Origin of the sequence: Streptomyces malaysiensis subsp. malaysiensis (assembly GCF_040653035.1) — a bacterium.
In the GTDB taxonomy this organism is placed as follows: domain Bacteria; phylum Actinomycetota; class Actinomycetes; order Streptomycetales; family Streptomycetaceae; genus Streptomyces; species Streptomyces malaysiensis.
This window is the reverse complement of record NZ_JBEZNG010000001.1, coordinates 557639-579912: the sequence shown is the minus strand read 5'-3', so window position 1 is coordinate 579912 and position 22274 is coordinate 557639. Positions and strand designations below refer to the sequence as shown.

Below are 22274 nucleotides of genomic sequence, written 5' to 3'. Positions count from 1 at the left end.
CCGCCACGTGATCGCCGGTGCCGCGGCCGTTGTCCACGACCGGCCTCGTGACCGTGTCCATGAACGCGTCCACCCACGCCCGCGGGGCCGCCTCGACGGCGGATGTGTGGGTTCGCTTATGATCGCGAAATGCCGCAGAACGACCTTCAGCGTGCCCGGGACTTCCGGCTCTCCTTCGCCCGGCGGCAGGCCGGTGAGGTGCGGGAGGTGCCGGGGGGATTCCTGGTGCTGCACCGGGAGTACGCGCGGTCGCATGAGCACAATCAGCTGCATATCGTCGGGCCCGCCGACCCCGAGGGGCTGCCCGCGCTCGCCGATGAGGCCATGGCCTTCCTGCCGCATCGCCGGATCACGGTCCATGACGAGACCCTGGGGCCGCTCTGTGCGCCCGCGCTCGAACGGGCCGGGTACAGCCATGTCACCGAGGTGCTGATGGTCCACACCGGGCCGGTGCCGGAGGCCGCCGCGGCCGATGTGGTCGAGCGGGACCTGGGGCCGGATCCGTACGGGCCGCTGCGGCGGGCTCTGACGGCGCAGCAGCGGCGGTGGATGCCGGACGCGGACGAGCGGACCGTGCACGACCTCGTGGAGCGGCGCACGGCCCGGCGGGCCGGGGCCGAGGACGTGCTCTTCCTCGCCGCCCACGACGACAGCGGCGAGATCGCCTCCTGGGCCGATCTGTATCTGGAGCCCGCCGCCGGGATCGCCCAGATCGAGGAGGTGGCGACCGCCGAGCCGTATCTGCGCCGCGGCTACGCCGACGCCGTCCTGACCGCCGCGCTGCGCCGCGCGGCGGCCGCGGGGTGCGCGCTGCGGTTCCTCGTCGCCGACCAGGACGACTGGCCGCTGCGCTGGTACGGCCGCCGCGGGTTCACCGCCGTCGGGCGTGCGCATTCCTTCTCGCGGTTCTGAGTTCCGAGTCTGGGTTCTGGGGTCCGGGTTCTGGGCTCCGGGTTCTGGGGTCCGAGTTCCGGGTTCTGGCCCGGTCCGCTACGGCTCCTTGCGCGGAGGCGCCTCCGTACCCGACTCCGCCGCGATCAGCGCCGGGTCCAGCACGACGTCCTCCTCGCGGGCCTCGAGGGTCGGGTCCTCGGGGAAGTGGCAGGCGGCGAGGTGGCCCTCGCCGTTGCCGTCCAGGCGGATCAGCGGCGGCTCCTCCCGCGCGCACTTGTCCTGGGCCTTCCAGCAGCGGGTGCGGAAGCGGCAGCCGGAGGGCGGGTTGATGGGGGAGGGGACGTCCCCGGCGAGCCGGATGCGTTCGCGGCGGAGGGAGTCCGGGTCGTTCTCGGTGTCCTCGGCCATCACCACCGCCGCGTCCGGCACGGCGGACAGCAGGGCGTGGGTGTACGGGTGGCGGGGGCGGCGGTAGATGGCGTCGCGGTCGCCGACCTCGACGACCTTGCCCAGGTACATCACGGCCACGCGCTGCGAGAAATGGCGTACGACGGCGAGGTCATGGGCGATGAAGAGGAAGGCGATGCCCAGTTCCCGCTGGAGCTTCTGGAGCAGGTTGACGACCTGCGCCTGGATGGAGACGTCCAGCGCCGAGACCGGCTCGTCGGCGACGATCAGCTTGGGTTCGAGGGCGAGCGCGCGGGCCACGCCGATGCGCTGGCGCTGGCCGCCGGAGAACTCGTGCGGGAAGCGGTTGTAGTGCTCGGGGTTGAGGCCCACGATCTCCAGCAGCTCGCGCACCCGGGCCTCGCGGCCGCCCGGCGGATCGATGCCGTTGATCTCCATGGGGCCGGAGATGATGGCCCCGACGGTCTGCCGTGGGTTCAGCGAGGAGTACGGATCCTGGAAGATCATCTGGATCTCGGAGCGGATCGGGGCGAGCTCTTTGCGGCCCGCGTGGGTGATGTCCCGGCCCCGGTAGGTGATCGTCCCGCCGGTGGGCTCCAGCAGCCGGGTCAGCAGCCGGCCCGTGGTGGACTTGCCGCAGCCGGACTCGCCGACCAGTCCGAAGCTCTCCCCGGCGTGCACGGTCAGATCGACCCCGTCCACCGCCTGTACGGCCCCGACCTTCCGCTTGAACGGAAAGCCGCCCATGATCGGGAAGTGTTTGGTCAGCTTCTCGGTGACCAGGAGGGGTTCGGGTGTGCCCGACTCGATGCTCATGCGTCAGCGCTCCTAAGCCCTGGTCCCTAGCCCAGCCGGGGCTTGATCTGCTCGGTGAAGAGGGTCTGTTTCCGCTCGGCGCCCAGATGGCAGGCGGCGCCGCGGCCGTCCGGGAGCACGGGCCGCTCGGTGGTGCAGCGGTCCCCCGCCACCTGGTCGGTATAGCGGCACCGCGGGTGGAAGGGACAGCCCGGCGGCGGGCTGAGCAGGCTCGGCGGGGAGCCGGGTATGGGGCTCAGCGGCTCGTCCACATCGGAGGACAGCCGCGGCATGGAGCCCAGCAGCCCCCAGGTGTACGGATGCTGGGGCGCGCGCAGCACCTCGCGGACCGTACCGCGCTCCACGGCCCGGCCCGCGTACATCACCAGCAGATCGTCGGCGGTGTTGGCGACCACGCCCAGGTCATGGGTGATGAGGATGATCGCGGAGCCGAACTCCTGCTGGAGGTCCCTCAGCAGATCCAGGATCTGGGCCTGGACGGTGACGTCGAGGGCGGTGGTCGGCTCGTCGGCGATCAGCAGATCGGGGTCGCAGACCAGCGACATCGCGATCATCGCGCGCTGCCGCATCCCGCCGGAGAACTGGTGCGGATAGTCGTCCACCCGCAGCCGCGGGTTGGGTATGCCGACCTTCTCCAGCATCTCGATGGCCCGGGAGCGGGCCTCGCTCTTGGAGGCGCCGGTGTGCTTGCGGTACGGCTCGGCGATCTGGCGGCCCACCGTGTAGTACGGCGACAGGGCGGTCAGCGGATCCTGGAAGATCATCGCCATGGTGTTGCCGCGCAGCCGCTCCAGGGTGCGTTCGGGCGCCCCGGTCAGCTCCTGTCCGTCCAGCAGGATCTCGCCGCTGACGGTGGTGGTGCGCGGGTCGTGCAGGCCCAGCACGGTGAGGTTGGTGACGGACTTGCCGGAGCCGGACTCGCCCACGATGCCGAGCGTACGGCCGCGTTCGAGGTCGAAGGAGAGGCCGTCGACGGCCTTGACGGTCCCGTCCTCGGTGGCGAAGCGGACATACAGATCGCGTACGGACAGGAAGGCGCCGGGGCCGGCCTCGGGGGGCGTCCCGCCGTCGTCGGGCTTGGTGAGTGTGGTCATCTCGGCAGCAGCTCCGGGTCTGTCAGGCGAGGCGCACGCGCGGGTCGATGAAGGCGTAGGCGGCGTCGACCAGGATGTTGAACACCACGATGGCCGCCGAGCTGACCAGCATCACCCCCATCAGCATCGGCAGATCGGTGAGCTGGACGGATTCCACCGCCAGCCGTCCGATGCCGTGCAGTGTGAAGGTGTACTCGGTGACCATGGCCCCGCCGAGGAGCGATCCGAGGTCGATGCCGAAGATGGTGATGATGGGGGCGATGGCGCCGCGCCAGGCGTAGCGGAAGAAGACCGTACGGCTGGAGAGCCCCTTGGCCCTCGCCGTACGGACATGGTCCTCTTGCAGCTGCTCGACCATCTGGGAGCGGGTCATCCGGCTGTAGTTGGCCATGAAGATCAGCGAGAGCACCACCCAGGGCAGCAGCATTCCGCTGAACCACTTCGCCGGATTGTCGGTGAAGGGGTAATAGGCGGGCTGGTCCATGATCCCCAGACCGCTGACGAACCAGGCCAGTGCGAGCACCCCGACGAAGTAGATCTGCATCGAGGCGCCGAGCAGCGACAGCGAGCTGAAGAACTTGTCGATCCAGGTGCCGCGCCGCCACGCCGCGATCATGCCGATGCCGATCCCGCAGACCAGGAAGACGGCGGCGCCGCCGAGGGCGAGCGAGAGGGTGGTGGGGAAGCGGTCGACGATGGTGCCCCAGACCGGCTCCTGGCTGACGAAGGAGTAGCCGAAACAGGGGGCGTCGCAGTGCCCCACGGCGAAGTCCCGCCCGGCGAAGATCCCCACCATGAACTTCCAGTACTGGACCGGCACCGGCTGGTCCAGGCCCAGATTCTTGTTGATCATCGCGAGCGAGGTGGGGTCGCAGTTCTTGCCGCAGGCGAGCCGGGCCGGTTCGGCGGGCAGGGCGAAGAAGAGGAAGAACGTGATCGCGCTGATCAGGATCAGGATCACGATCGCGCCGAGGGACCGGCGGGCGAGGAATCTGAACATGACGTCGGTGATCTTCCGCTAGGTCCCGGCCGCGTCCGCCGGTGCGGACGCGGCCGGGCTCTGCGCGGCCTGGGTACGGCCGCGGCTACTTGATGAAGACGGCCGTCGGGTCCACGGCGCCGTAGACCGAGTTGAACTTCACTCCGCCGATGCCCGAGCCCCAGAGGGTGAACAGCCGGTTGTAGAAGGTCGGGACGGCGGGGATCTCATCGCTGAGGATCTTCTCGCTGAGCTTGATCCACTCCGAGGTGGCCCGGCTCAGATCGCTGACCTTGGCGACCTTGCCGATCTCGGCATTGACCGACGGGACGTTGAGGTGCGAGTAGTTCGCGGAGTCGTCGTAGACGTTCTTGCCGTCGTACAGCGGCGGGACCACGGTCGAGGCGGACGGCCAGTCGGCACCCCATGAGGACCGGTACAGGTCGTACTTGTTCTTGACCTTTCCGATCTGGGTGTAATAGGTCGACTGGTCGATCTCCTTCTTCTCGACCTTGAACCCGGCCCGCTCCAGGGCCCGCTCGACGACCACCGAGGCGTCCTGGTGGGTGTCGCCGTTGCCGTAGGCGTAGACGAGCTCGTAGTTCTCCTTGCCCGCCTCCTTCAGCAGCTCCCTGGCCTTCTTGGCGTTGCCGCCGGGGTACTTCTTCTTCTGGAACGGGTCGAACGAGGGGTCGTAGCCCTTGAGCGTGGGGCCGACCAGCCCGCCGCCGATCTCACCGGCCTTGGGACCGCCGAACTGCTGGAGGTACTGACCGCTGGGGAAGGCCCAGGCGATCGCCTCGCGCACCTTCTTGTCCTTGATCCGATCAGTGTTGATCGATACGACATCCACATAGGGCTGCGTTTCGGTCAGCGACCGGGACATCGCCTCCTTGTCCTTGAGGACCGTGGAGATCTGCGACGGGTCGACCGCGTTGGTCCACGTCATCCCGTTCCGGTCGGCGCCCTTGTCGGCCTGGAGCCGGCGGGTGGAGTCCACCCACTGGTGGCCGAAGGAGACGTCGAAGGTGTTCACGTACTGATGGCGTATCGAGTCGGTCTTGGGGTCCCACTGGTCGTTCTTGACGAACTGGATGCCCTTGCCCGGCTTGAAGTTCCGGATCTTGTACGGACCGGAGGCCAGCGGCGCCTTGTCGTACTTCTCCTTGGTGTCCTTGCCCGGCGGCACCGCGCCGATGTTCGGCATGGCGACCGCGAACGGCACCTCGGCGCGCGGCTGGTCGAAGTGGAAGACGACGGTCTTGTCGTCCGGGGTGTCCAGCACCGACTTGGGGAGGTGCTTGCCCTTGTAGGGGCCGTCCGGAAGCGCCTTGCGGTACTTCTGGCCCTCACCGGAGAGCCACTGCTGGAGGTAGGTCGGCCCGTTCGTCTGATACGGCGCGTAGAGCCGCTCGACGGACTGCCGGACGTCCTTGGAGGTGATGGGCGAGCCGTCCTCGTACTTCAGCCCGTCCTTGAGGGTGTACGTCCAGGTGCGGCCGCCGTCGGAGGACTTGCCGGTGTCGGTGGCGAGGTCGCCGACCAGCTTGGCCTTGCCCGTCTTGTCGTCGAACTGGTAGTTCGTCAGCGTCCGGTTGTAGAGCGTCTGCATGATCAGCTCATCGCTGACATAGATCTGCCCCGGGTCCAGATGCTCGAAGGCGTCCCGCTGGAGCACCGTGACGGTGCCGCCCTTCTTCGCGCCCGCCAGGTCCTTGGCCGGGCCGGTGGAGTCGGCCGCGGTGCCGAGGGTGATGTCCTGGGACTCCATCTTGGGCTCGTTCGAATCCTTGGGGTCCGAGCCGCCGCCTCCGCTGCTGCACCCCGCGAGCGCCAGGGCCCCCGCGGCCAGGGCGACGGCGTAGGTACGGGCTCTGCGACTGTTCTTCGACCGTTCTTCGATGTTCACGTTGCCACTGCACCTGCCTCATCGGACGGAACACTTGCCGTTCACTGTCTTGGGCCGGCCGGCCCCCCGGTCACCGCGTGGTCTTCGGGTCCATCGCGTCCCGGACCGAGTCCCCGAGCAGGTTGAAGGCGACCACGAAGACCACCATGGCGATGCCGGGGAAGAACATGTAGGTGATGTCGCCCTCGTAGAAGTTGGCGCCCTTGGCGAACATCCGGCCCCAGTCGGGGGTCGGCTCCACCACGCCCACACCGAGGAAGGACAGCGCCGCCTCGGTCGTCACGAAGTTCGGCAGCATCAGCGTGGACTGCACCAGGATGGGTGTGCCGAGGTTGGGCAGCAGCTCCTTGCGGACGATCCGCCACGGCGAGGCGCCGGTCACCTTGGCCGCCTCGACGAACTCACGCTCCCTCAGGGACAGCACCTGGCCGCGCAGCAGCCGGGCCAGCTGCATCCAGCCCAGCAGCCACAACACCATCACCAGGGCCGTCACCCGGAAATAGGTGGGTGTCTCCTTCTGCGGGCTCACGAACAGCGCGGTGACCACCGGCATGAAGGCGACGAAGAACAGCTGCTGCGGGAAGGAGAGCAGCAGATCGATGAGCCGGCCGAGGAAGTAGTCGGTACGGCCGCCCATATAGCCCGCCACCACGCCGATCACGATGCCGGTGAGCGTGGACAGCACGGTCGCGGCCAGCCCGATCAGCAGCGAGGTACGGATGCCGTAGACCAGCTGGGTCAGCACATCGCGGCCCAGTTTGGGCTCGATGCCGAACCAGAACTCGCCGTCGATGCCCCCGTTGGGCTTCATCGGATAGCCCGTCAGGGGATCCAGCAGCTCGGGGCGGTCCAGCCCGTAGGTGGTGTACGGATCCTTGCCGTACAGCGCGGAGATCACCGGCGCCAGCACGGCGACGGCGAAGAAGAAGACCACCACGCACGCGGAGATGACACCGGTGCGGTCGCGTTTGAAGCGCCGCCACATCAGCTGACGGGGTGCCAGCCCGGCCGGTGCCCCGCCCTCCGCGCCCGGTGCGGCCTTCTCGACCACGCCGGTCTGGGATGGACTCGTCATCGCGTAGCGTCCCCCCGCACTGGTGTCACACCGTCAACTCGCGTCATCTATGCGCGTCATGTCGCCGCCCGCTCGCCAGGGTGGTGCATGCGTGTCGGGTTGAGCGGACTTTCGCAATCGGGGAACGGCCCAGTCAAGGGTCCGGGGAGGGTGGATGTGCCCCTCATTCGAGTCTTGAGCGAAGATTTGGCAGATCGAGGTCCGGGCGTGCTTGACAGGGATCCCCCATGGGCGACAAAGCATGGACTATGGGCAGGAAACGCGTTAACACACAGGCAACTTCACTGTCGCAACACCGATATACGGACGCGCCAGGCTGAACTGCGTACGGCCGTGCGGGTGCCGTAGACCGGCCGGGACGCGCCATGTCGCCCCGGCCGGTCGCACCCCCGGCGGCCCCGGCGGGCGCGTCCCGTGGCGGTCACCGGACCGTCGTGTCTCCCGGTGGTCTCCGGACGGTCACGATCCGCATATTTCTTCCCTTTTCTTCCGTGGTCCGTATTTTTCTTCGGCTCGTGACGGTTGCCCCGGGTACGAGGCGGGGGAGACCTACGGCTATGGGGCAGGGACGGATACTCAACAGCGGAGGGCGCCTCTTCGGGGCGCTCGTCTGCGCGGTCCTCGGGCTGATCTCGCTGGCGTGGATCATCCGCGACCTGGGCAAGGCCGATGAGTCGAGCCATCTGTGGTGGACCTGGGCGGGGCTGCCGTTCCGGGCCACCGGAGGGATCTTCGGCTCCTCCCTGCTCGACCTGGTGCTGCTGCTGGTCTACGCGGTCGTCGGGCTCACCGCCCTGCGCTCACCCGCCGCCGCGGGCGCGCTCGGCTCGGTCGCGGTCGTCACCGTGGCGGTGCGCCTGCCCAGCCTGTGGAACCTGAACTCCGACTGGCTCCAGGGCATCCCCGGCGATCTGAAGACCCGGGCGAACCTCAGCGCGTGGGCGCAGGTGGTGCTCGCGGGGCTGCTGCTGGCCGTGGTCGCAGCCGCCCGCCGCCCCGCCGACCTCCCCCCGCCCGGCCGGCCCGGGTCGCCCGCCGACCGGCCGCCGGGCCGCCCCTCGCCCGGGGCGGCGGTCATCGGCGCGCTGTTCCTGGGCGCGGTGGGGGCCGTCATCGCCGCCTGGCAGATCTACTGGGCCCAGGAGCGCGGCTGGGAGATCTACAAGTACCTGCTCACCGGCAAGCACACGCTGCCCACCCTGCTGTCGGCGCCCGGAGCCTGGACCGCGTGGGCGGCGGTCGCGCTCTGCCTGGCCGCCACGGCCGCGGCGCTCGCCCGCGCCCCGCTGGCGCGCCCGCTGGGGATGACGGCGGCGGCGCTCGTCACGGCCACGGGGATCAGCGAGGCATCGCTCTACATCAAGCTGGACTATGTGGACCACCTCAGCGATCTGCCCACGGTGGGCGTGCTCAGCGTGCTCACCGGCTTCTTCGAGGCGGTCGCCGGGCTGATCGCCCTGATCGCGCTGGCGCGGCGGAGCGCGGAGGAGGACACCGACTCCCTCGGCGGCGTAGGCGGCCCCCCGCCGTACGCCGCCTACGCCGCCTACGGCGGCCAGGGCCCAGGGAGCTACGACGCCCAGGGGCCCGGCGGCTACGACGGCTACGGCGGCCAGGGGCCCGGAGGCTACGACGGCGCCTACGGCGGCCAGGGGCCCCGGGGCTACGGGTCCGGAGGCTCCGGAGGTTATGGCGACGGGGGTTACGGCGGCGGAGGGTACGGCAGCGGTGGCTACGGCCCGCCCCCGCCCAGCACCCCGCCGCTGGTGCCCCCACCACCCGGAGCCCCACCCACCCCGCCCCCACCCCCCTCCACACCTCCCGCACCCCCACCGGGCTGGTGACGCCGGTTCGGCGGCGCCCCGAAGGGGCGCGGGGCTGTGTCGATATGCGGCTCCGCCGCGCGGGCGCGACCAGCCACGACGGCGCCCCCGAAGGGGCGCGGGGAACTGCGCGACCAGCCACGGCGGCGCGGCGGACGGTCGACGGCATACCTGGGCACTCCCGGCGGAGCGCCTGAGGGGACCAGGCCGGCCGCAGTGCGACGGCGCCCCCGAAGGGGCGCGGGGAACTGCGCGACCAGCCACGGCGGCGCCGCGGACGGTCGACGGCAGACCAGGGGCACCCCCTGCGCGGCCAGCCACAACCGCGCCGCAGACGATCGACCGCAGACCAGGGGCACCCCCAGACCGCAGACCAAGGGCACCCCCAGACCGCAGACCCCAAGGGCACCCTTGGCGGAGCGCCTACCCGAGGGACCGCTTGAGGAAGTCCACCTGGAGCAGAAGCAGATTCTCCGCGACCTGCTCCTGCGGGGTCATATGGGTCACCCCGGACAGCGGCAGCACCTCATGCGGACGGCCCGCGGCCAGCAGCGCCGAGGAGAGCCGCAGGGTGTGCGCGGCCACCACGTTGTCGTCCGCCAGACCGTGGATGATCATCATCGGCCGGGCGGTGCCGGCCGCGCCGGACAGCCCCTCGTCGGTCACCAGCCCATTGGCGGCGTAGACCTCGGGCTGTTCGTCCGGCAGGCCCAGATACCGCTCGGTGTAGTGGGTGTCGTACAGCCGCCAGTCCGTCACCGGGGCGCCCACCACGCCCGCGTGGAAGACGTCGGGGCGGCGCAGCACCGCCAGCGCGGCCAGATAGCCGCCGTAGGACCAGCCGCGGATGGCGACCCGGCCGAGGTCCAGCGGATAGCGCTCGGCGAGCGCCGTCACCGCCTCGACCTGGTCCTCCAGGGTGACCGCGGCCAGTTCGTCGCGGACCGCCTTCTCCCAGGCGGGGGAGCGGCCGGGGGTGCCGCGGCCGTCGGCCACGATCACCGCGAAGCCCTGGTCGGCGAACCACTGCGAGGTGAGATGTGCGTTGTGCGAGGCGACCACCCGCTGGCCGTGCGGCCCGCCGTAGGGGTCCATCAGGACCGGCAGCGGCCCGTCGCCCTCCCGGTGGCCGCTGGGCAGCAGTACGGCACAGGGGATGTCCCGCTTGCCCGCGAAGACGAGTTCGGGGCGGGCGGTGATGACGGGCCGCTCCGCGTACGAGTCGAGTTCGCCGAGGCGCTCGGCCGCACCGTGGTCGGCGGGCCGGAGGATCTCCACGCTCACCCCGGGCCGCTCCACCCCCGTGTAGGACAGCGCGATGACCTCACCGCCGCGCACGGCGGAGTGGACCGCGGGGAAGGGGCGCCTGCCGACCGGCTCCCAGCCGCCCTGGTCGCCGCTGCCCCGGAACCAGGCGCGGTGGACATCGATCTCGCCCGGCCGCTCGGGCAGCGGGGCACCGGCCCCGGGGGAGGCGGAGAACAGCACGTCGTCCGAGCCGATGTCGAGGACCGCGCGCACGTGAAGGGCGCTGGAGGTCAGCTTGCGGTCGCCGACCATCAGCACCCGGGCGCCGCCTTCGTCCGCGATGCGGACGAGCCGTCCGTCCTCCGTCCAGGCCGGCACCCCGGGGAATAGATCCAGCCAAACCGCGTCCTCGTCCACATGGACCGTGCTGGTCCGTCCGGTGCCGGTGTCCACGGCCAGGTAGAGCTGGCTGCGCTGGTCCCTGGCCTGGACCAGAAGCAGGGGCGGACCGTAGGCCGACCAGTGCACCCGGGCGAGGTACGGATAGTTCTCCCGGTCCCACTCGATCTCCGTACGGGAGCCGTCCAGACCGAGCAGAACCAGCCGCACCTCGGCGTTGGCGGTGCCCGTCGCGGGGTAGAGGGCCGCCGCGGGCTCCCGGCCGGGGTGGGCCGGGTCGGCGATCCACCAGCGCTTCACGGGGGCCTCGTCGACCCGGGCGGCCAGCAGGGCATCGCTCCTCGGCGACCACCAGAAGCCGCGGGAGCGGTCCATCTCCTCGGCCGCGATGAACTCCGCGAGGCCATAGGTGACGGTGTCCCCCTCCGGCTCCGCGAGCGCCCGGTCGCCCTCGCCGTCCACGCCCGTGACCCGGAGCGCCCCGCCCGCCGCATAGGCGATGTGGCGGCCGTCGGGCGAGGGGCGCGGGTCCACGACCGGACCGGGGACGCGCAGCTCATGGGTGGTGCCCGCGGGCAGGTCGGTGGTGAAGAGCCGTCCGGAGAGGGCGAACGCGGCCCGCTCGACCGCGGCGTCCACCGCGTAGCCGACCACCCCGGCCGACCCCTCGCGGCTGCGCTCGCGCCGCGCCCGCTCCTCGGGGGACAGCTCCTCGCCGGCGCCGCCGAGCAGCTCGGCCGGGTCGGCGGCGGGGTACTCGCGCCGCCCTTCGAGGTCGTACACCCACAGGAGGCCGGTCCGGTCGGTGCCCGAGCGGGAGCGCAGGAAGACGACGCGTGAATCGTCGGGGGCCACGGCGAGGGCCCGCGGCGCCCCGAGGGTGAAACGCTGGGTGCGCGCGTGCTGCCGTGGGAACGAGAGCTGTCCGGTCATAGGGGGAGCGTACGGCTAAGGATCATCGCGAGGGAGGGTACGGACCGGTAGGTCGGACGGCGGTTGCCCCCGGCACGATCGGGCCGGGATCGCGCCCGCGCCAAGCCGCCCCGGACGATGGCGAGATGGCGCATAACCAACGAGAAGTCGCGCATGGGACACGGAAGTTCGTGCGATCAGGCATGCGCCCCTGTCATGCTCCCGTGCACCGAGTCGTGTGCACAGCGCCATAGTTATGATCGATTGCGCATAGTGGGTAGCCCCCCTGTGGCATCAATATGTTGTCCATCCGAGTGCGTGTACCTGGAGGTGAGCCGCTGTGGCGCTCTCGATCTCAATGTCGGTGCTGCTGTTGATCATCGTCTTCATGCTGGTGAACAAGGCAGGACTGAAGGCAGTTCATGCGGTCGTCTGTGTCCTCCTCGGCTTCTACCTGGCCAGTTCCTCGGTGGCACCGACGATCGACGATCTCACCACGAATGTGGCGGACATGATCGGCGGCGTGAAGATCTGACCCCGAGCGGGACCGGGGCGTGCGATCCATGGGCACTGATGTGCGAATCGTAGGCTGTGCCCATGACCGTTCTTCCCGCCCGTCGTCTGCTGTTGGTGCACGCACATCCGGACGACGAGTCGATCAATAACGGCGCGACCATGGCGAAGTACGCCGCCGAGGGCGCACACGTCACCCTGGTGACCTGCACCCTCGGTGAGGAGGGCGAGGTGATCCCGCCTGCCCTGGCGCATCTCGCCGCCGACCGCGATGACGCGCTCGGGCCGCACCGGATCGGCGAACTCGCCACGGCCATGAACGCCTTGGGGGTCGAGGACCACCGCTTCCTGGGCGGGCCCGGACGCTATCGCGACTCCGGGATGATGGGTGTCCCGCAGAACGACCGGCCGGGCTGCTTCTGGCAGGCCGACCTGGACGAGGCCGCGGGGCATCTGGTGGCCGTGGTCCGCGAGATCCGGCCACAGGTTCTCGTGGCGTACGACACCAATGGGGGCTACGGCCACCCCGACCATATCCAGGCGCACCGCGTGGCGATGCGCGCCGTCGGGCTGGCCGCCGATCCGGACTTCCGCCCGGACCTCGGTGAACCGCATGACATCGCGAAGGTCTACTGGAACTGCGTGCCGCGCTCGGCCGTCGAGGAGGGCTTCGCCCGGCTGCGGGCCGCGGGCCGTGACTCCCTCTTCCCCGGGGTCGCCTCGGTGGAGGACGTCCCCGGAGTGGTGGCGGACACGGAGGTCACCGCCGCCATCGACGGCACCGCCCACGCCGCGGCGAAGGCGGCCGCGATGCGCGCCCACGCCACCCAGATCGCGGTGGACGGACCCTTCTTCGCGCTCTCCAACGACCTGGGCCAGCCGATGTTCGTCCACGAGCACTACCGGCTGGTCAAGGGCGAGGCCGGGGCGGACCGCGAGGACGACCTGTTCGCGGGGGTGACGGCATGACGGCCCCGCGGCTGGGCGGATACGTCCTGCTCGCCGTGGCCGGGGTGCTGGTCGGCACCGCGGGCGCGCTGGTGCAAGGGGCGTGGTTTCCCGGCGGATTGCTGCTCGCGCTGCTCGCCGTCGTGGGCCTGTGCTACGGCGGCGTCAAGGTCATGGGCGCCCGGATGGGCGGCGGAGTGCCCGCGGGCGCCTGGACGGTGGCCGTGTTGCTGCTCACTTCCGCCCGCCCGGAAGGGGATTTCCTTTTCGGCGCCGGGCTGGGGTCGTACGCTTTCCTCCTCGGCGGGATGTTCCTCGGTGTGATGTGTGCCACGCTGCCGTTGGTGCCGCAACCCCCTGGCCCGCCGGTCCGACTTGGTAAGTGACGTGACGTTTTCGGCACGACGTCTCCGGCACTTGAAGGCTCTTCGGACTCATGGCGAAGGGTGCGCCTCGGGCGTACCGGATGCGGTGATCCGGCGGCCGTCAAGTGCGCGTCCGCACCGCCCAGTAAGGTGGTGCCGCCGCCGAGCCGCCCGCGCGAGGTCCGACGGGCGGCGGAGCTAACTGGGAGAACCTGCTTTGAGCCGTGAATCTGACAGTTCGTCCTCCGGGCCCCGCGAGGGAGGCGGCGGTGCCGCCTACCCGTCGGGCACCCCGCCGTACGGATCCCGCCAGTACCCCTCGCCGAGCCCCGCGCAGGAGGCCCCGCAGGGTGCCGCCGAGGACGGGCGGGCGCGTGCCGCGGCCAAGCCGGAGGAGCCGAAGACCGAGACCACGCTGACGACCCGGATCAAGATCAACATTCCGGGGTCGCGGCCCATCCCGCCGGTGGTCATGCGCACGCCCGTCGCCGAGGACGGCGTACCCGCGCCGCGCTCCGGCGGGGACGACGACGCCCCGGAGCGCACCAGCGCCCTGCCCCGGATCGACTTCCCGCCGACGCCGGAGCGCGGTGTGCCGGCCGAGCCCGGCGGAGCCATGGAGCCGTCCGAGCCCCGGGAGAAGAAGGGCGGCAAGGGCGACGGTGAGCGGACCAGCGACTGGTTCGCGCCCCGTAGGACCAGGGGCGGCTCTTCGGCCACCGGCGGCACCCCCAAGCCGCCCGCGTCCCCGGCCCCGGACACCACCCAGGGGTTCCCGGCGCCGGACGTCACCCAGGGATTCCCTTCCCCGGAGACCACTCAGGGATTCCCCGCGCCCGACACCACGCAGGGATTCCCGGCACCCGACCCCCAGGGATTCCCCTCCCCGGAGACCACCCAGGGGTTCCCGGCCCCGCAGCAGGGTGGCGGCCCCGTCGCCGACCTGCCGTACTTCACCGACGCCCAGTCCCCGTCCGGTCACCCGGAGCCGACCGGGCCCACCACCGGCCCGGTCACCGGCGATATGTACCTGCCGCCGTCCGCCCCCGGTGTCGGCCAGCGCGACAGCGATCTGCTGGCCCCGCCCGGACCTGGCCCCGCGGGCGGCCCGTTCGGCGGCGACCCGCAGACGCCCACGGGCGGTGTGGGGCCGCTGGGCGGAGGCGGTCCGGCCGCCCAGCCGCCGACCCCGCCGGGCGGCTCGCCGCTCTCCGGCAGCCTCGGCGCCACCACCGGTGTGGGCCCGCTGAACACCCCCGCGGACGGCCCCTCGCTCTTCCGTGACCCCGACCCCACGCCCAGTGGCGGGGTGCCGCCGGAGCAGATCTCCAGCGACACGCTGGTCAGCGGCGTGCCCGTGGTGCCGTCGGCGGGCCGGGCCAAGCCGCCGTCCCCGCCCGTCCCGGGCGGTCCCGGGGCCCCGGCGCCCGGCGGCGACAGCGCCCCGGCGCCGTCCGCCCCGAAGGCGGGCAAGCCCAAGAAGAAGGGCCGCTCGAAGGTCGTCATGGCCGGGGGCCTGCTGTTCGTGATCGTGGGCGGGGCCTACGCCGCCGGTCTGGTGATGAACCACGCCGATGTGCCGAACGGCACCACTGTCCTCGGCATCGACATCGGCGGCACCTCCAAGGAGGTCGCCGTCGACAAGCTGGACTCCGCGCTGGGCAAGCGCACCACCGACCCGCTGACGGTGTCGGTCGACGGCCAGCAGAAGGAGATCAAGCCATCCGTCGCGGGCCTGGCGCTCGACACCGAGGCCACGGTCCGGGACGTCGCGGGCCGGGACTACAACCCGGTCACCGTGATCGGCTCGCTCTTCGGCGGCACCCATGAGGCCGAGCCCGCGGTCACGGTCGACGAGGAGAAGCTGCGGGACGCCCTGGAGCGGCTCGCGGGCGACTCCGGTACGGCCCGCGAGGGCGGTATCAGCTTCACCTCCGGCAAGGCCGTCCCGGTGTACGGCAAGGAGGGCAAGGGGCTGGACGTGGACAAGGCGGTCAAGGCCGTCTCGGAAGGGTTCCAGCTGCGCGCCGAGACCGGCCGGAACAAGGCCATCACCCTGCCGGTCGCCGTGCGGCGGCCCTCGGTCAGCAAGGCCGAGGTCGACCGGAAGATGAAGAGCTTCGCCGAGCCCGCGATGTCGGATCTGGCCACCGTGCAGACGGACGCCTCGCACTCGATCCAGTTCGGCCCGGACAAGTCGCTGCCGAAGATCCTCTCCATGCGGGTGGTCGACGGCAAGCTGGTGGAGCACTACAACCTGCCCGTCCTCAAGCAGCTGTACGGCAGCACCTTCGACGGCGTGCTGCTGGAGCGGGGCGACGGCAGCAAGAAGCCCGTCACCCCCGAGGACGTGGTGTCCGCGCTGCGGCAGGCGCTGCTCGGCACGACGCCCGGCGAGCGCGTCGGCATCGTCGGCAAGGACAACTGACCGCTCCGTCGAGCGCCGTCGTTCGACGCGGCCCCCGCCCGGCACCGGGCGGGGGCCGCGGCATGTCTCCCGGGCCGTGTCACACCCCGGCCCATGACATCTGTCATCCCCAGGTCACGACCGCTGACACTGCCGGGCACACCCCGCCCTCGGCCAGGCTGATGGCCATGACCGCAACGACCGCTGTTTCCGCCCCCGGCACCGGGGCCGCCACCACGGGCGCCCCGCCCGTGGTCCGCTTCGAGAAGGTGAACAAGAGCTACGGCAGTGTGCGCGCCGTGACCGATCTCGACCTCGCCCTGTACCCGGGGGAGACCGTCGCCCTGCTGGGCCCCAACGGCGCCGGCAAGTCCTCCAGCCTCGATCTGCTGCTCGGCCTGCGCCACCCCGACTCCGGCCGGGTGGAGGTCTTCGGCACCACCCCGCGCCGGGCCATCGTGCGCGGCCGGGTCGGCGCGATGCTCCAGAGCGGCTCCCTGATGGAGGAGGTGACGGTCCGCGAGCTGGTGGGGCTGGCCTGCGATCTGCACCCCAAGGGCCATCCGGTGGACGAGGTGCTGGAGCGGGCGGGGCTCGCCGGGATCGCCTCGCGCAAGGTGAACAAGCTCTCCGGCGGCCAGGAGCAGCGGGTGCGCTTCGCGTTCGCCACCGCCGGCGCCTCCGATCTGATCGTGCTGGACGAGCCGACGACCGGTATGGACGTGGCGTCCCGGCAGACCTTCTGGGGCGCGATGCGGGAGCAGGCGAAGCAGGGCCGCGCCATCCTGTTCGCCACCCACTACCTCGAAGAGGCCGACGCCGTCGCCGACCGGGTGATCGTGCTGCACCGTGGCCGGGTGCTGGCCGACGGCTCCTCCGCGGAGATCAAGGCCATGGCCGGGGCCCGGCGGATCTCCTTCGAGCTGGACGGGCCGATCGACCGGGCGGCGCTGGGAGCCCTGCCCGCGCTGACCGGGGTCGAGATATCGGGGCGTACCGTACGGATACGGTCCACCGACGCGGACGCGACCGTGCACGCGGTCTACGGGCTCGGGCTCTATCCGCGCGGCCTGGAGGTCACCGGCCTCGGCCTGGAGCAGGCGTTTCTCGCCATCACCGACGCCGCGACGGCAGACGAGGAGTCCGCACGATGAAGACGCTGGTCAAGCTGGAGATCGTGCGGACCCTGCGCAACCGCAAGTTCATGTTCTTCACGATCGTCTATCCGTCCGCGCTGTTCCTGCTGATCGCGGGCAGCGCCGACGCCGACGACCAGGTGCCCGGCACCCGGCTGTCGATGCCGCTCTACTACATGGTCGCGATGGCCTCCTTCGGGGCGCTGACCGCCGGGCTGATGGGCAACGGCGAGCGGATCGCCAAGGAGCGCGAGGGCGGCTGGACCCGGCAGCTGAGGCTCACCCCGCTGCCCGGCCGCGGCTATGTGGCGGCCAAGATCGCCGTGGGTGCGGTGGCCACCCTGCCGTCGATCGTGGTCGTCTTCGTCGTGGCCGCCGTCGGCAAGGGCGTACGGCTGGACGCCGTCTGGGAGTGGCCGGCGCTGACCGGCGCCATCTGGGCGGGCTCGCTGGTCTTCGCCGCGCTGGGGGTGGCCATCGGCTATCTGGCGAGCGGGGACGCGGTACGCCCGCTGACGATGATCATCTACTTCGGTCTTTCGATCCTCGGCGGGCTGTGGATGCCCACCACGTCCTATCCGGACTGGCTGCGGAACATCGGCGACCATCTGCCCACCCACGCCTACGCCGCCCTCGGCCAGGCGATCGAACTGGGCGGCGCCCCGCACGCCAAGGACGTGGCCCTGCTCATCGGCTATCTCGCGCTCTTCGCGGGCGGTGCGGCGTGGCTGTACCGCAAGGACACCCGTAAGGCGTGAACGGCATCCGTAAGGCGTGCGCGAAGGACATCCGCAGAGCATGACCGAGGGCGGGGCCCGAGGCGTGGACCGAGGAGCGAAGAACCATGGCTGACCAGGCCGAGTGGACCGACGGCGATCCGGAGCACCGCCCCCGTGGCCGCCGCCCGCTGACCTGGTGGGCCGACGCGACCGCCTACGACGAGGAGAACGACCAGCTGGTCACCATCGGCCAGAGCCCCGAGAACCGCCGGCAGGCCCTGATCAAGCTGATGTGGATCGGGATCTGGATGGCCTATATGGGCGCGCCGGTCAGCGATCTGGCCGACGGCCACCACACCGTCCCGGCCACCGTGTGCGGCGCCCTTGGCCTGCTGGCCTTCGTCACCGTCTATCTGGTGCTGATCTTCCGGCACACCGGGCGGGCGCTGAGCCGGCGCACGGTCTTCGGGGCACTGGGCACGATCTGCGCGCTCGCCGTCGTGCTCACCCTCACCATGGGCGGCGACTGGCTGGTGCTCTGCGTCTATGTGTCCGTCGCCTTCGGGGCGGTGCTGCCGCTGCGGCTCTCGCGGTGGGCGATTCCGCTGAACACCGTGTGCATGGTGGCCGTCGGGGTGCTGGTGCGCGGTTCGCACGGGCTGGTGTCCGCCCTGATCGTCCCCTCGCTGCTCGGCGGCTTCGCGATGACCGGGGTGCGGCAGATGGTCCGCACCACCCGGGCGCTGCGCGCCGCCCGTGCCACCGTGGCCCAGCTCGCCGCCAACGAGGAGCGGCTGCGGCTCGCCCGCGATCTGCACGATCTGCTGGGCCATTCGCTCTCCCTGATCACGCTCAAGAGCGAGCTGGCGGGCCGGATGCTGCCCGGCAAGCCCGAGCAGGCGGCGCGGCAGGTCGCCGATATCGAGCGGGTCAGCCGGCAGGCGCTGGTGGACGTCCGGGAGGCGGTCAGCGGCTTTCGCCGCCCCACCCTGGAGGCCGAGGTCGCAGGGGCCCGTACGGCCCTCGCCGCCGCGGGGATCGCCGCCGATCTGAGCCGGGCCGGAACTCACCACCCCGATCTGCCGCCCGACCAGGAGGGGGCGCTGGCCTGGGCGCTGCGCGAGGCGGTCACCAATGTGGTGCGGCACAGCGGGGCGCGCCGCTGCGCGGTGACGCTCGACGAGACGGGCGGCGAGCTGTGTCTGACCGTCACCGACGACGGCCGCGGCGCGACCGGCCCGCACGGCAACGGGCTCACCGGGCTGGCCGAGCGGCTCCAGCTGGCCGACGGCCGCCTGGAGACCGGCCCCGGCGAGCGCGGCGGCTTCACCCTCCGGGCCCTGGTCCCGCTCTCCCGTGGCGCCCGCGCGGAGCTGCCCTCGCAGGCGGCGCCGTAGGGGGCGGGCGGTCCAGCAGCCGGTGTGCGCCGTAAGGGCCGGACGGATGAGCGGATACGCTGCGAGGCGTGATCCGGGTACTGCTGGCCGAGGACCAGTCCATGGTGCGGGAGGCGCTGGCCGCGCTTCTCGGGCTCGAGGACGAGATCGAGGTCATCGCGCAGGTGGCCCGCGGCGACGAGGTCGTGGACGCCGCCCGGACGCATCGCCCCGATGTGGCGCTGCTGGACATCGAGATGCCCGGCCTGAGCGGGATCGAGGCCGCCGCCGCACTGCACCGGGCCGAGCCCGGGATCCGGATCGTGATCCTGACCACCTTCGGCCGCCCCGGCTATCTGCGCCGCGCCATGGAGTCAGGCGCCGACGCCTTCCTGGTCAAGGATGCCCCGGCGGCCCAGCTCGCCGACGCGATACGGCGGGTGCTGCGCGGGGAGCGGGTCATCGACCCCACGCTGGCCGCCGCCGCGCTCGTGGACGGGGCCAGCCCGCTGACCGAGCGGGAGCGCGAGGTGCTGCGCGCCTCGGGGGACGGCTCGACCAACGCCGAGCTGGCCCGCGCCCTGCACCTGTCGCCGGGCACGGTCCGCAACTACCTCTCCACGGCCATCCAGAAGACCGCGGCCCGCAACCGGGCCGAGGCCGTCCGCATCGCCCGCGACAAGGGCTGGCTCTAGCCGGGCCGGACGGCCGCGGGGTCCGTGGCCGACGCGGAGCCCAGTGGATCGGCGGACGTCGGCCGCGGTTCGGTGGCGCCCCGAAGGGGCGCGGGGCCGTGTCGATCTGCGGCTCCGCCGCGCGGGCGCGACCAGCCACAACGGCGCCGCAGACGATCGACGGCAGGTCGGGGCACTTCCAGCTAAGCGCTTAGTTCAGCATCGCGCGGGCGGCGCGGGCCTGGCGGCGCACCGTTTCGGCGGCGTCGGGCTCCACCGCCGCCACGACCTCCGCGTAGTCCTCCAGCTCCTTGGCGCCGGTCATGAAGTCGCCCCGCTCCACGAGGAGTTGCGCCCGCTCGTAGCGCAGCTCGGCCGGGTGACCGGGCAGCAGCAGGGACAGCTCGACCGCCCAGAGCCGGACGTCGGTGCGCTCGGGGCGGGCGGACGCCCAGGCGCGGATGTTGTTGAGGATCCGCCCCACGATGTCCAGCGGCCCGGCCGGGCGCAGCATCGACGGCGAGAGCGGGGTGCCCGTGGCCCCCGTCACCAGCGTCGCCGCGTCCTCGGCGGACAGCGGCCGCCCGCCCTCGAACGGATCGGCCAGCACATTCGCGCCGTACGGATCGCCGAAGCCGACCACGAAGTGGCCCGGCAGCCCCACCCCGTACACCGGCGCGCCCGCCCGCCGGGCCACCTCCATCCACACCACCGACAGCAGGATCGGCAGCCCGCGGCGGCGCCGTAGCACCTGGTGGAGGAGCGAGGACTCCAGCCGCCGGTAGTCGGCCGGGCCGCCCCGGAAGTCATGGCGTCCGCCCAGGAGCCGGGCCAGCGCGGCGGCCCAGTGCTCGGGGCCGCCTGGGGAGAAGGGGAGCTCACCGGCCAGCCGGTCAAGCTCGATCTGGGCCTCGTCGATTCCGGTCTCGTCCAGTCCGGGATCGGCTTCCATGCCCATCAGCAGGCACAGCAGGGCCAGATCGGGGCGCTCTTCGCGGGCCGCGTCGGCGAACCGCCGGCGGCGGGAGACGTCGTTCATCCGTGGCATAGCCGCCTCGTACCCCGCTCAGCGCGAATCCTGCCCGGATGCGCGCCAGTGGTGGTAGCTGTGGTGGACGGTGAAGCCCATACCCTCGTACAGGGCGTGCGCACCGTCATTGTCCGTCTCCACCTGGAGATACGCGGCCGAGGCGCCCTCGTCCAGCGCCTTGCGGGCCAGCGCCGTCATCACGGCCTTGGCCAGGCCCTGGCGCCGCCGCTCCGGGGCCACCTCCACGGCGGTGAACCCGGCCCAGCGGCCGTCCACCACACAGCGCCCGATCGCGGCCGGGGCACCGCCCTCCGGCTCCGCCACGGTCGCGAACCACACCGAGGGGCCGCCCGACAGCACCGTCCGCGCCTCGGGGGAGGGCTCGCCGGACGACCTCTGGTAGCGGGCCAGCCAGGCGTCGTCGAGGTGGCGGGAGAGCGTCACCGCCGAGGTGTCGGCGTCCAGGTCCCCGATGGGGGCGAGCGCCGCGACGCTTATCCGCGCGGAGACCTCCCGTGTCCAGCCGCGGGTCTCCAGCTCCGCGGCGAGCAGCTCCTGGGCGCCCTCGGCGCCCGTGCTGACCTGTATGTATGCGGGCAGCCCGCGCGCCGCGTACCATTCGATCACCTGACGCAGCGCCTCGTCGAGAGCCATCCCGGGGTCGCCGAGGGGCAGTACGGAATTGGCGCGCCGGGTGAACCCGCCCGAGGCGCGCAACGTCCACTCGCCCAGCGGCTCGCCGGTCACCGGTGGCCAGGCACGCGCGGCGACCCGGTCCAGCTCGGGCGCGCTCGCGGCGGGGCCGCGGCGGCGGGCCGGTGCCGCGGGCACCACCTTGCCCGCCACCAGGGACGACTCGGCGATCCGCACCGTCTCACCGGTGCGCCGGGTGATCGAGAGTGTGCTCTCGGTCCACGATGTGAGAACCCCTACCGCGTCGGTGAAGGCGGGGGCGGGCTCGGGCTCCCCGGTCAGATACCTGACCGAGACGCGTTTCCCCACGTCATCCGGGGTGATCCGGACTTCAAGACGTCCGCCAGTGGTGAAATCCACAGCTCAGTCAGCCCCTCATGTGCGTCTGGTGCCCAAGAACGGAGATACTAGGTGCGGGCATCGACGACGCCGCGCTCCCGCGCGATAGCAGCCCTAACGAGGAGGAACGACAGCGTGACCTACGTCATCGCGCAGCCTTGTGTCGACCTGAAGGACAAGGCGTGCATCGAGGAGTGCCCCGTCGACTGTATCTACGAGGGCCAGCGGTCCTTGTATATCCACCCGGACGAATGCGTCGACTGCGGGGCCTGTGAGCCGGTCTGCCCGGTCGAGGCGATCTTCTACGAGGATGACACTCCCGAGGAGTGGAAGGACTACTACAAGGCGAACGTGGAGTTCTTCGACGAGCTCGGTTCGCCCGGCGGCGCGAGCAAGCTGGGCCTGATCGAGCGGGACCACCCCTTCATCGCCGCGCTTCCGCCGCAGGAGCACGACGAGTAACCCTGCCCCGGCCTCAGGCCCGGAAGCAGCCGGCGGTCCCGTATGGCCTGTGGCC

General features: G+C 71.5%; 19 protein-coding genes. 11 read left to right on the top strand and 8 right to left on the bottom strand.

Annotated elements, in window-relative coordinates; translation table 11 throughout:
• Positions 1-129 precede the first annotated feature (129 nt).
• Complete coding sequence (locus tag AB0E24_RS02550) at positions 130-912, top strand: GNAT family N-acetyltransferase (RefSeq protein ID WP_069864369.1); 783 nt, start codon at positions 130-132, stop codon at positions 910-912.
• A 78-nt stretch (positions 913-990) separates the two neighbouring features.
• Here AB0E24_RS02550 and AB0E24_RS02545 read toward each other — a convergent pair whose 3' ends face one another.
• The 5 genes from AB0E24_RS02545 to AB0E24_RS02525 all read right to left on the bottom strand — a co-directional run bounded on the left by AB0E24_RS02545 (position 991) and on the right by AB0E24_RS02525 (position 7175).
• A complete protein-coding gene (locus AB0E24_RS02545) occupies positions 991-2118 on the bottom strand; it encodes an ABC transporter ATP-binding protein (protein ID WP_359374490.1) in 1128 nt (375 codons plus the stop codon).
• Between the two features lie 26 nt (positions 2119-2144).
• The gene (locus AB0E24_RS02540) at positions 2145-3212 is read right to left on the bottom strand and encodes an ABC transporter ATP-binding protein (protein ID WP_232637560.1); all 1068 of its coding nucleotides are present in this window, start codon (positions 3210-3212) and stop codon (positions 2145-2147) included.
• 22 nt (positions 3213-3234) lie between these two features.
• Positions 3235-4212, bottom strand: a complete 978-nt coding sequence (locus tag AB0E24_RS02535) for an ABC transporter permease (RefSeq protein ID WP_069864362.1) — start codon at positions 4210-4212, stop codon at positions 3235-3237.
• A gap of 85 nt (positions 4213-4297) precedes the next feature.
• On the bottom strand, positions 4298-6100 hold the full coding sequence (locus tag AB0E24_RS02530; protein ID WP_359374487.1) for an ABC transporter substrate-binding protein: 1803 nt from the start codon (positions 6098-6100) through the stop codon (positions 4298-4300).
• A gap of 70 nt (positions 6101-6170) precedes the next feature.
• On the bottom strand, positions 6171-7175 hold the full coding sequence (locus AB0E24_RS02525) for an ABC transporter permease (RefSeq protein WP_079258905.1): 1005 nt from the start codon (positions 7173-7175) through the stop codon (positions 6171-6173).
• Positions 7176-7732: 557 nt separating this feature from the next.
• On the opposite strand from AB0E24_RS02525, the gene AB0E24_RS02520 reads away from it, so the two are divergent.
• The gene (locus AB0E24_RS02520; RefSeq protein ID WP_359374485.1) at positions 7733-9019 is read left to right on the top strand and encodes a hypothetical protein; all 1287 of its coding nucleotides are present in this window, start codon (positions 7733-7735) and stop codon (positions 9017-9019) included.
• 402 nt (positions 9020-9421) lie between these two features.
• Here AB0E24_RS02520 and AB0E24_RS02515 read toward each other — a convergent pair whose 3' ends face one another.
• The gene (locus AB0E24_RS02515; RefSeq protein WP_359374483.1) at positions 9422-11578 is read right to left on the bottom strand and encodes a S9 family peptidase; all 2157 of its coding nucleotides are present in this window, start codon (positions 11576-11578) and stop codon (positions 9422-9424) included.
• Positions 11579-11897: 319 nt separating this feature from the next.
• On the opposite strand from AB0E24_RS02515, the gene AB0E24_RS02510 reads away from it, so the two are divergent.
• From AB0E24_RS02510 to AB0E24_RS02475, 8 genes are all read left to right on the top strand, one after another.
• Positions 11898-12092: a hypothetical protein gene (locus tag AB0E24_RS02510; RefSeq protein ID WP_069864354.1), complete on the top strand. Its 195-nt coding sequence runs from the start codon at positions 11898-11900 to the stop codon at positions 12090-12092.
• A gap of 62 nt (positions 12093-12154) precedes the next feature.
• On the top strand, positions 12155-13039 hold the full coding sequence (mshB, locus tag AB0E24_RS02505) for an N-acetyl-1-D-myo-inositol-2-amino-2-deoxy-alpha-D-glucopyranoside deacetylase (protein ID WP_079258907.1): 885 nt from the start codon (positions 12155-12157) through the stop codon (positions 13037-13039).
• On the top strand, positions 13036-13404 hold the full coding sequence (locus tag AB0E24_RS02500) for a DUF6113 family protein (RefSeq protein ID WP_069864350.1): 369 nt from the start codon (positions 13036-13038) through the stop codon (positions 13402-13404). Before mshB ends, AB0E24_RS02500 begins: the two co-directional genes overlap by 4 nt.
• A gap of 196 nt (positions 13405-13600) precedes the next feature.
• Positions 13601-15811, top strand: a complete 2211-nt coding sequence (locus AB0E24_RS02495) for a peptidoglycan binding domain-containing protein (protein WP_359374482.1) — start codon at positions 13601-13603, stop codon at positions 15809-15811.
• 167 nt (positions 15812-15978) lie between these two features.
• Entirely contained in the window at positions 15979-16944 is a 966-nt protein-coding gene (locus tag AB0E24_RS02490) for an ABC transporter ATP-binding protein (RefSeq protein ID WP_069865489.1), read from the top strand.
• Positions 16941-17684 (top strand): ABC transporter permease, encoded by a 744-nt coding sequence (locus AB0E24_RS02485; protein WP_079258909.1) that lies wholly within the window; start codon positions 16941-16943, stop codon positions 17682-17684. The genes AB0E24_RS02490 and AB0E24_RS02485 overlap by 4 nt, the downstream gene beginning before the upstream one ends.
• An 86-nt stretch (positions 17685-17770) precedes the next feature.
• Positions 17771-19042, top strand: coding sequence for a sensor histidine kinase (locus AB0E24_RS02480; RefSeq protein WP_232637556.1), 1272 nt, complete (start codon positions 17771-17773; stop codon positions 19040-19042).
• Between the two features lie 101 nt (positions 19043-19143).
• Positions 19144-19716 (top strand): response regulator transcription factor, encoded by a 573-nt coding sequence (locus tag AB0E24_RS02475; RefSeq protein ID WP_069865484.1) that lies wholly within the window; start codon positions 19144-19146, stop codon positions 19714-19716.
• Positions 19717-19906: 190 nt separating this feature from the next.
• On the opposite strand, the gene AB0E24_RS02470 is transcribed toward AB0E24_RS02475, so the two are convergent.
• Complete coding sequence (locus AB0E24_RS02470) at positions 19907-20743, bottom strand: transglutaminase family protein (protein WP_069864344.1); 837 nt, start codon at positions 20741-20743, stop codon at positions 19907-19909.
• 18 nt (positions 20744-20761) lie between these two features.
• Positions 20762-21778, bottom strand: a complete 1017-nt coding sequence (locus tag AB0E24_RS02465) for a GNAT family N-acetyltransferase (RefSeq protein WP_359374478.1) — start codon at positions 21776-21778, stop codon at positions 20762-20764.
• Between the two features lie 114 nt (positions 21779-21892).
• Between AB0E24_RS02465 and fdxA the strand changes: the two genes are divergently transcribed.
• Positions 21893-22219, top strand: a complete 327-nt coding sequence (gene fdxA / locus AB0E24_RS02460; protein WP_014054705.1) for a ferredoxin — start codon at positions 21893-21895, stop codon at positions 22217-22219.
• The last annotated feature ends 55 nt before the right edge of the window (positions 22220-22274 follow it).

What these genes read in the sequence shown, in the direction of transcription:
- mshB (WP_079258907.1), top strand. Translation starts at nt 12,155, where the DNA reads ATGACCGTTCTTCCCGCCCGTCGTCTGCTGTTGGTGCACGCACATCCG.
- AB0E24_RS02515 (WP_359374483.1), bottom strand. Translation starts at nt 11,578, where the DNA reads ATGACCGGACAGCTCTCGTTCCCACGGCAGCACGCGCGCACCCAGCGT.
- AB0E24_RS02480 (WP_232637556.1), top strand. Translation starts at nt 17,771, where the DNA reads ATGGCTGACCAGGCCGAGTGGACCGACGGCGATCCGGAGCACCGCCCC.
- AB0E24_RS02525 (WP_079258905.1), bottom strand. Translation starts at nt 7,175, where the DNA reads ATGACGAGTCCATCCCAGACCGGCGTGGTCGAGAAGGCCGCACCGGGC.
- AB0E24_RS02545 (WP_359374490.1), bottom strand. Translation starts at nt 2,118, where the DNA reads ATGAGCATCGAGTCGGGCACACCCGAACCCCTCCTGGTCACCGAGAAG.
- AB0E24_RS02475 (WP_069865484.1), top strand. Translation starts at nt 19,144, where the DNA reads ATGGTGCGGGAGGCGCTGGCCGCGCTTCTCGGGCTCGAGGACGAGATC.
- AB0E24_RS02485 (WP_079258909.1), top strand. Translation starts at nt 16,941, where the DNA reads ATGAAGACGCTGGTCAAGCTGGAGATCGTGCGGACCCTGCGCAACCGC.
- AB0E24_RS02500 (WP_069864350.1), top strand. Translation starts at nt 13,036, where the DNA reads ATGACGGCCCCGCGGCTGGGCGGATACGTCCTGCTCGCCGTGGCCGGG.
- AB0E24_RS02550 (WP_069864369.1), top strand. Translation starts at nt 130, where the DNA reads ATGCCGCAGAACGACCTTCAGCGTGCCCGGGACTTCCGGCTCTCCTTC.
- AB0E24_RS02540 (WP_232637560.1), bottom strand. Translation starts at nt 3,212, where the DNA reads ATGACCACACTCACCAAGCCCGACGACGGCGGGACGCCCCCCGAGGCC.
- AB0E24_RS02490 (WP_069865489.1), top strand. Translation starts at nt 15,979, where the DNA reads ATGACCGCAACGACCGCTGTTTCCGCCCCCGGCACCGGGGCCGCCACC.
- AB0E24_RS02535 (WP_069864362.1), bottom strand. Translation starts at nt 4,212, where the DNA reads ATGTTCAGATTCCTCGCCCGCCGGTCCCTCGGCGCGATCGTGATCCTG.
- AB0E24_RS02470 (WP_069864344.1), bottom strand. Translation starts at nt 20,743, where the DNA reads ATGCCACGGATGAACGACGTCTCCCGCCGCCGGCGGTTCGCCGACGCG.
- AB0E24_RS02520 (WP_359374485.1), top strand. Translation starts at nt 7,733, where the DNA reads ATGGGGCAGGGACGGATACTCAACAGCGGAGGGCGCCTCTTCGGGGCG.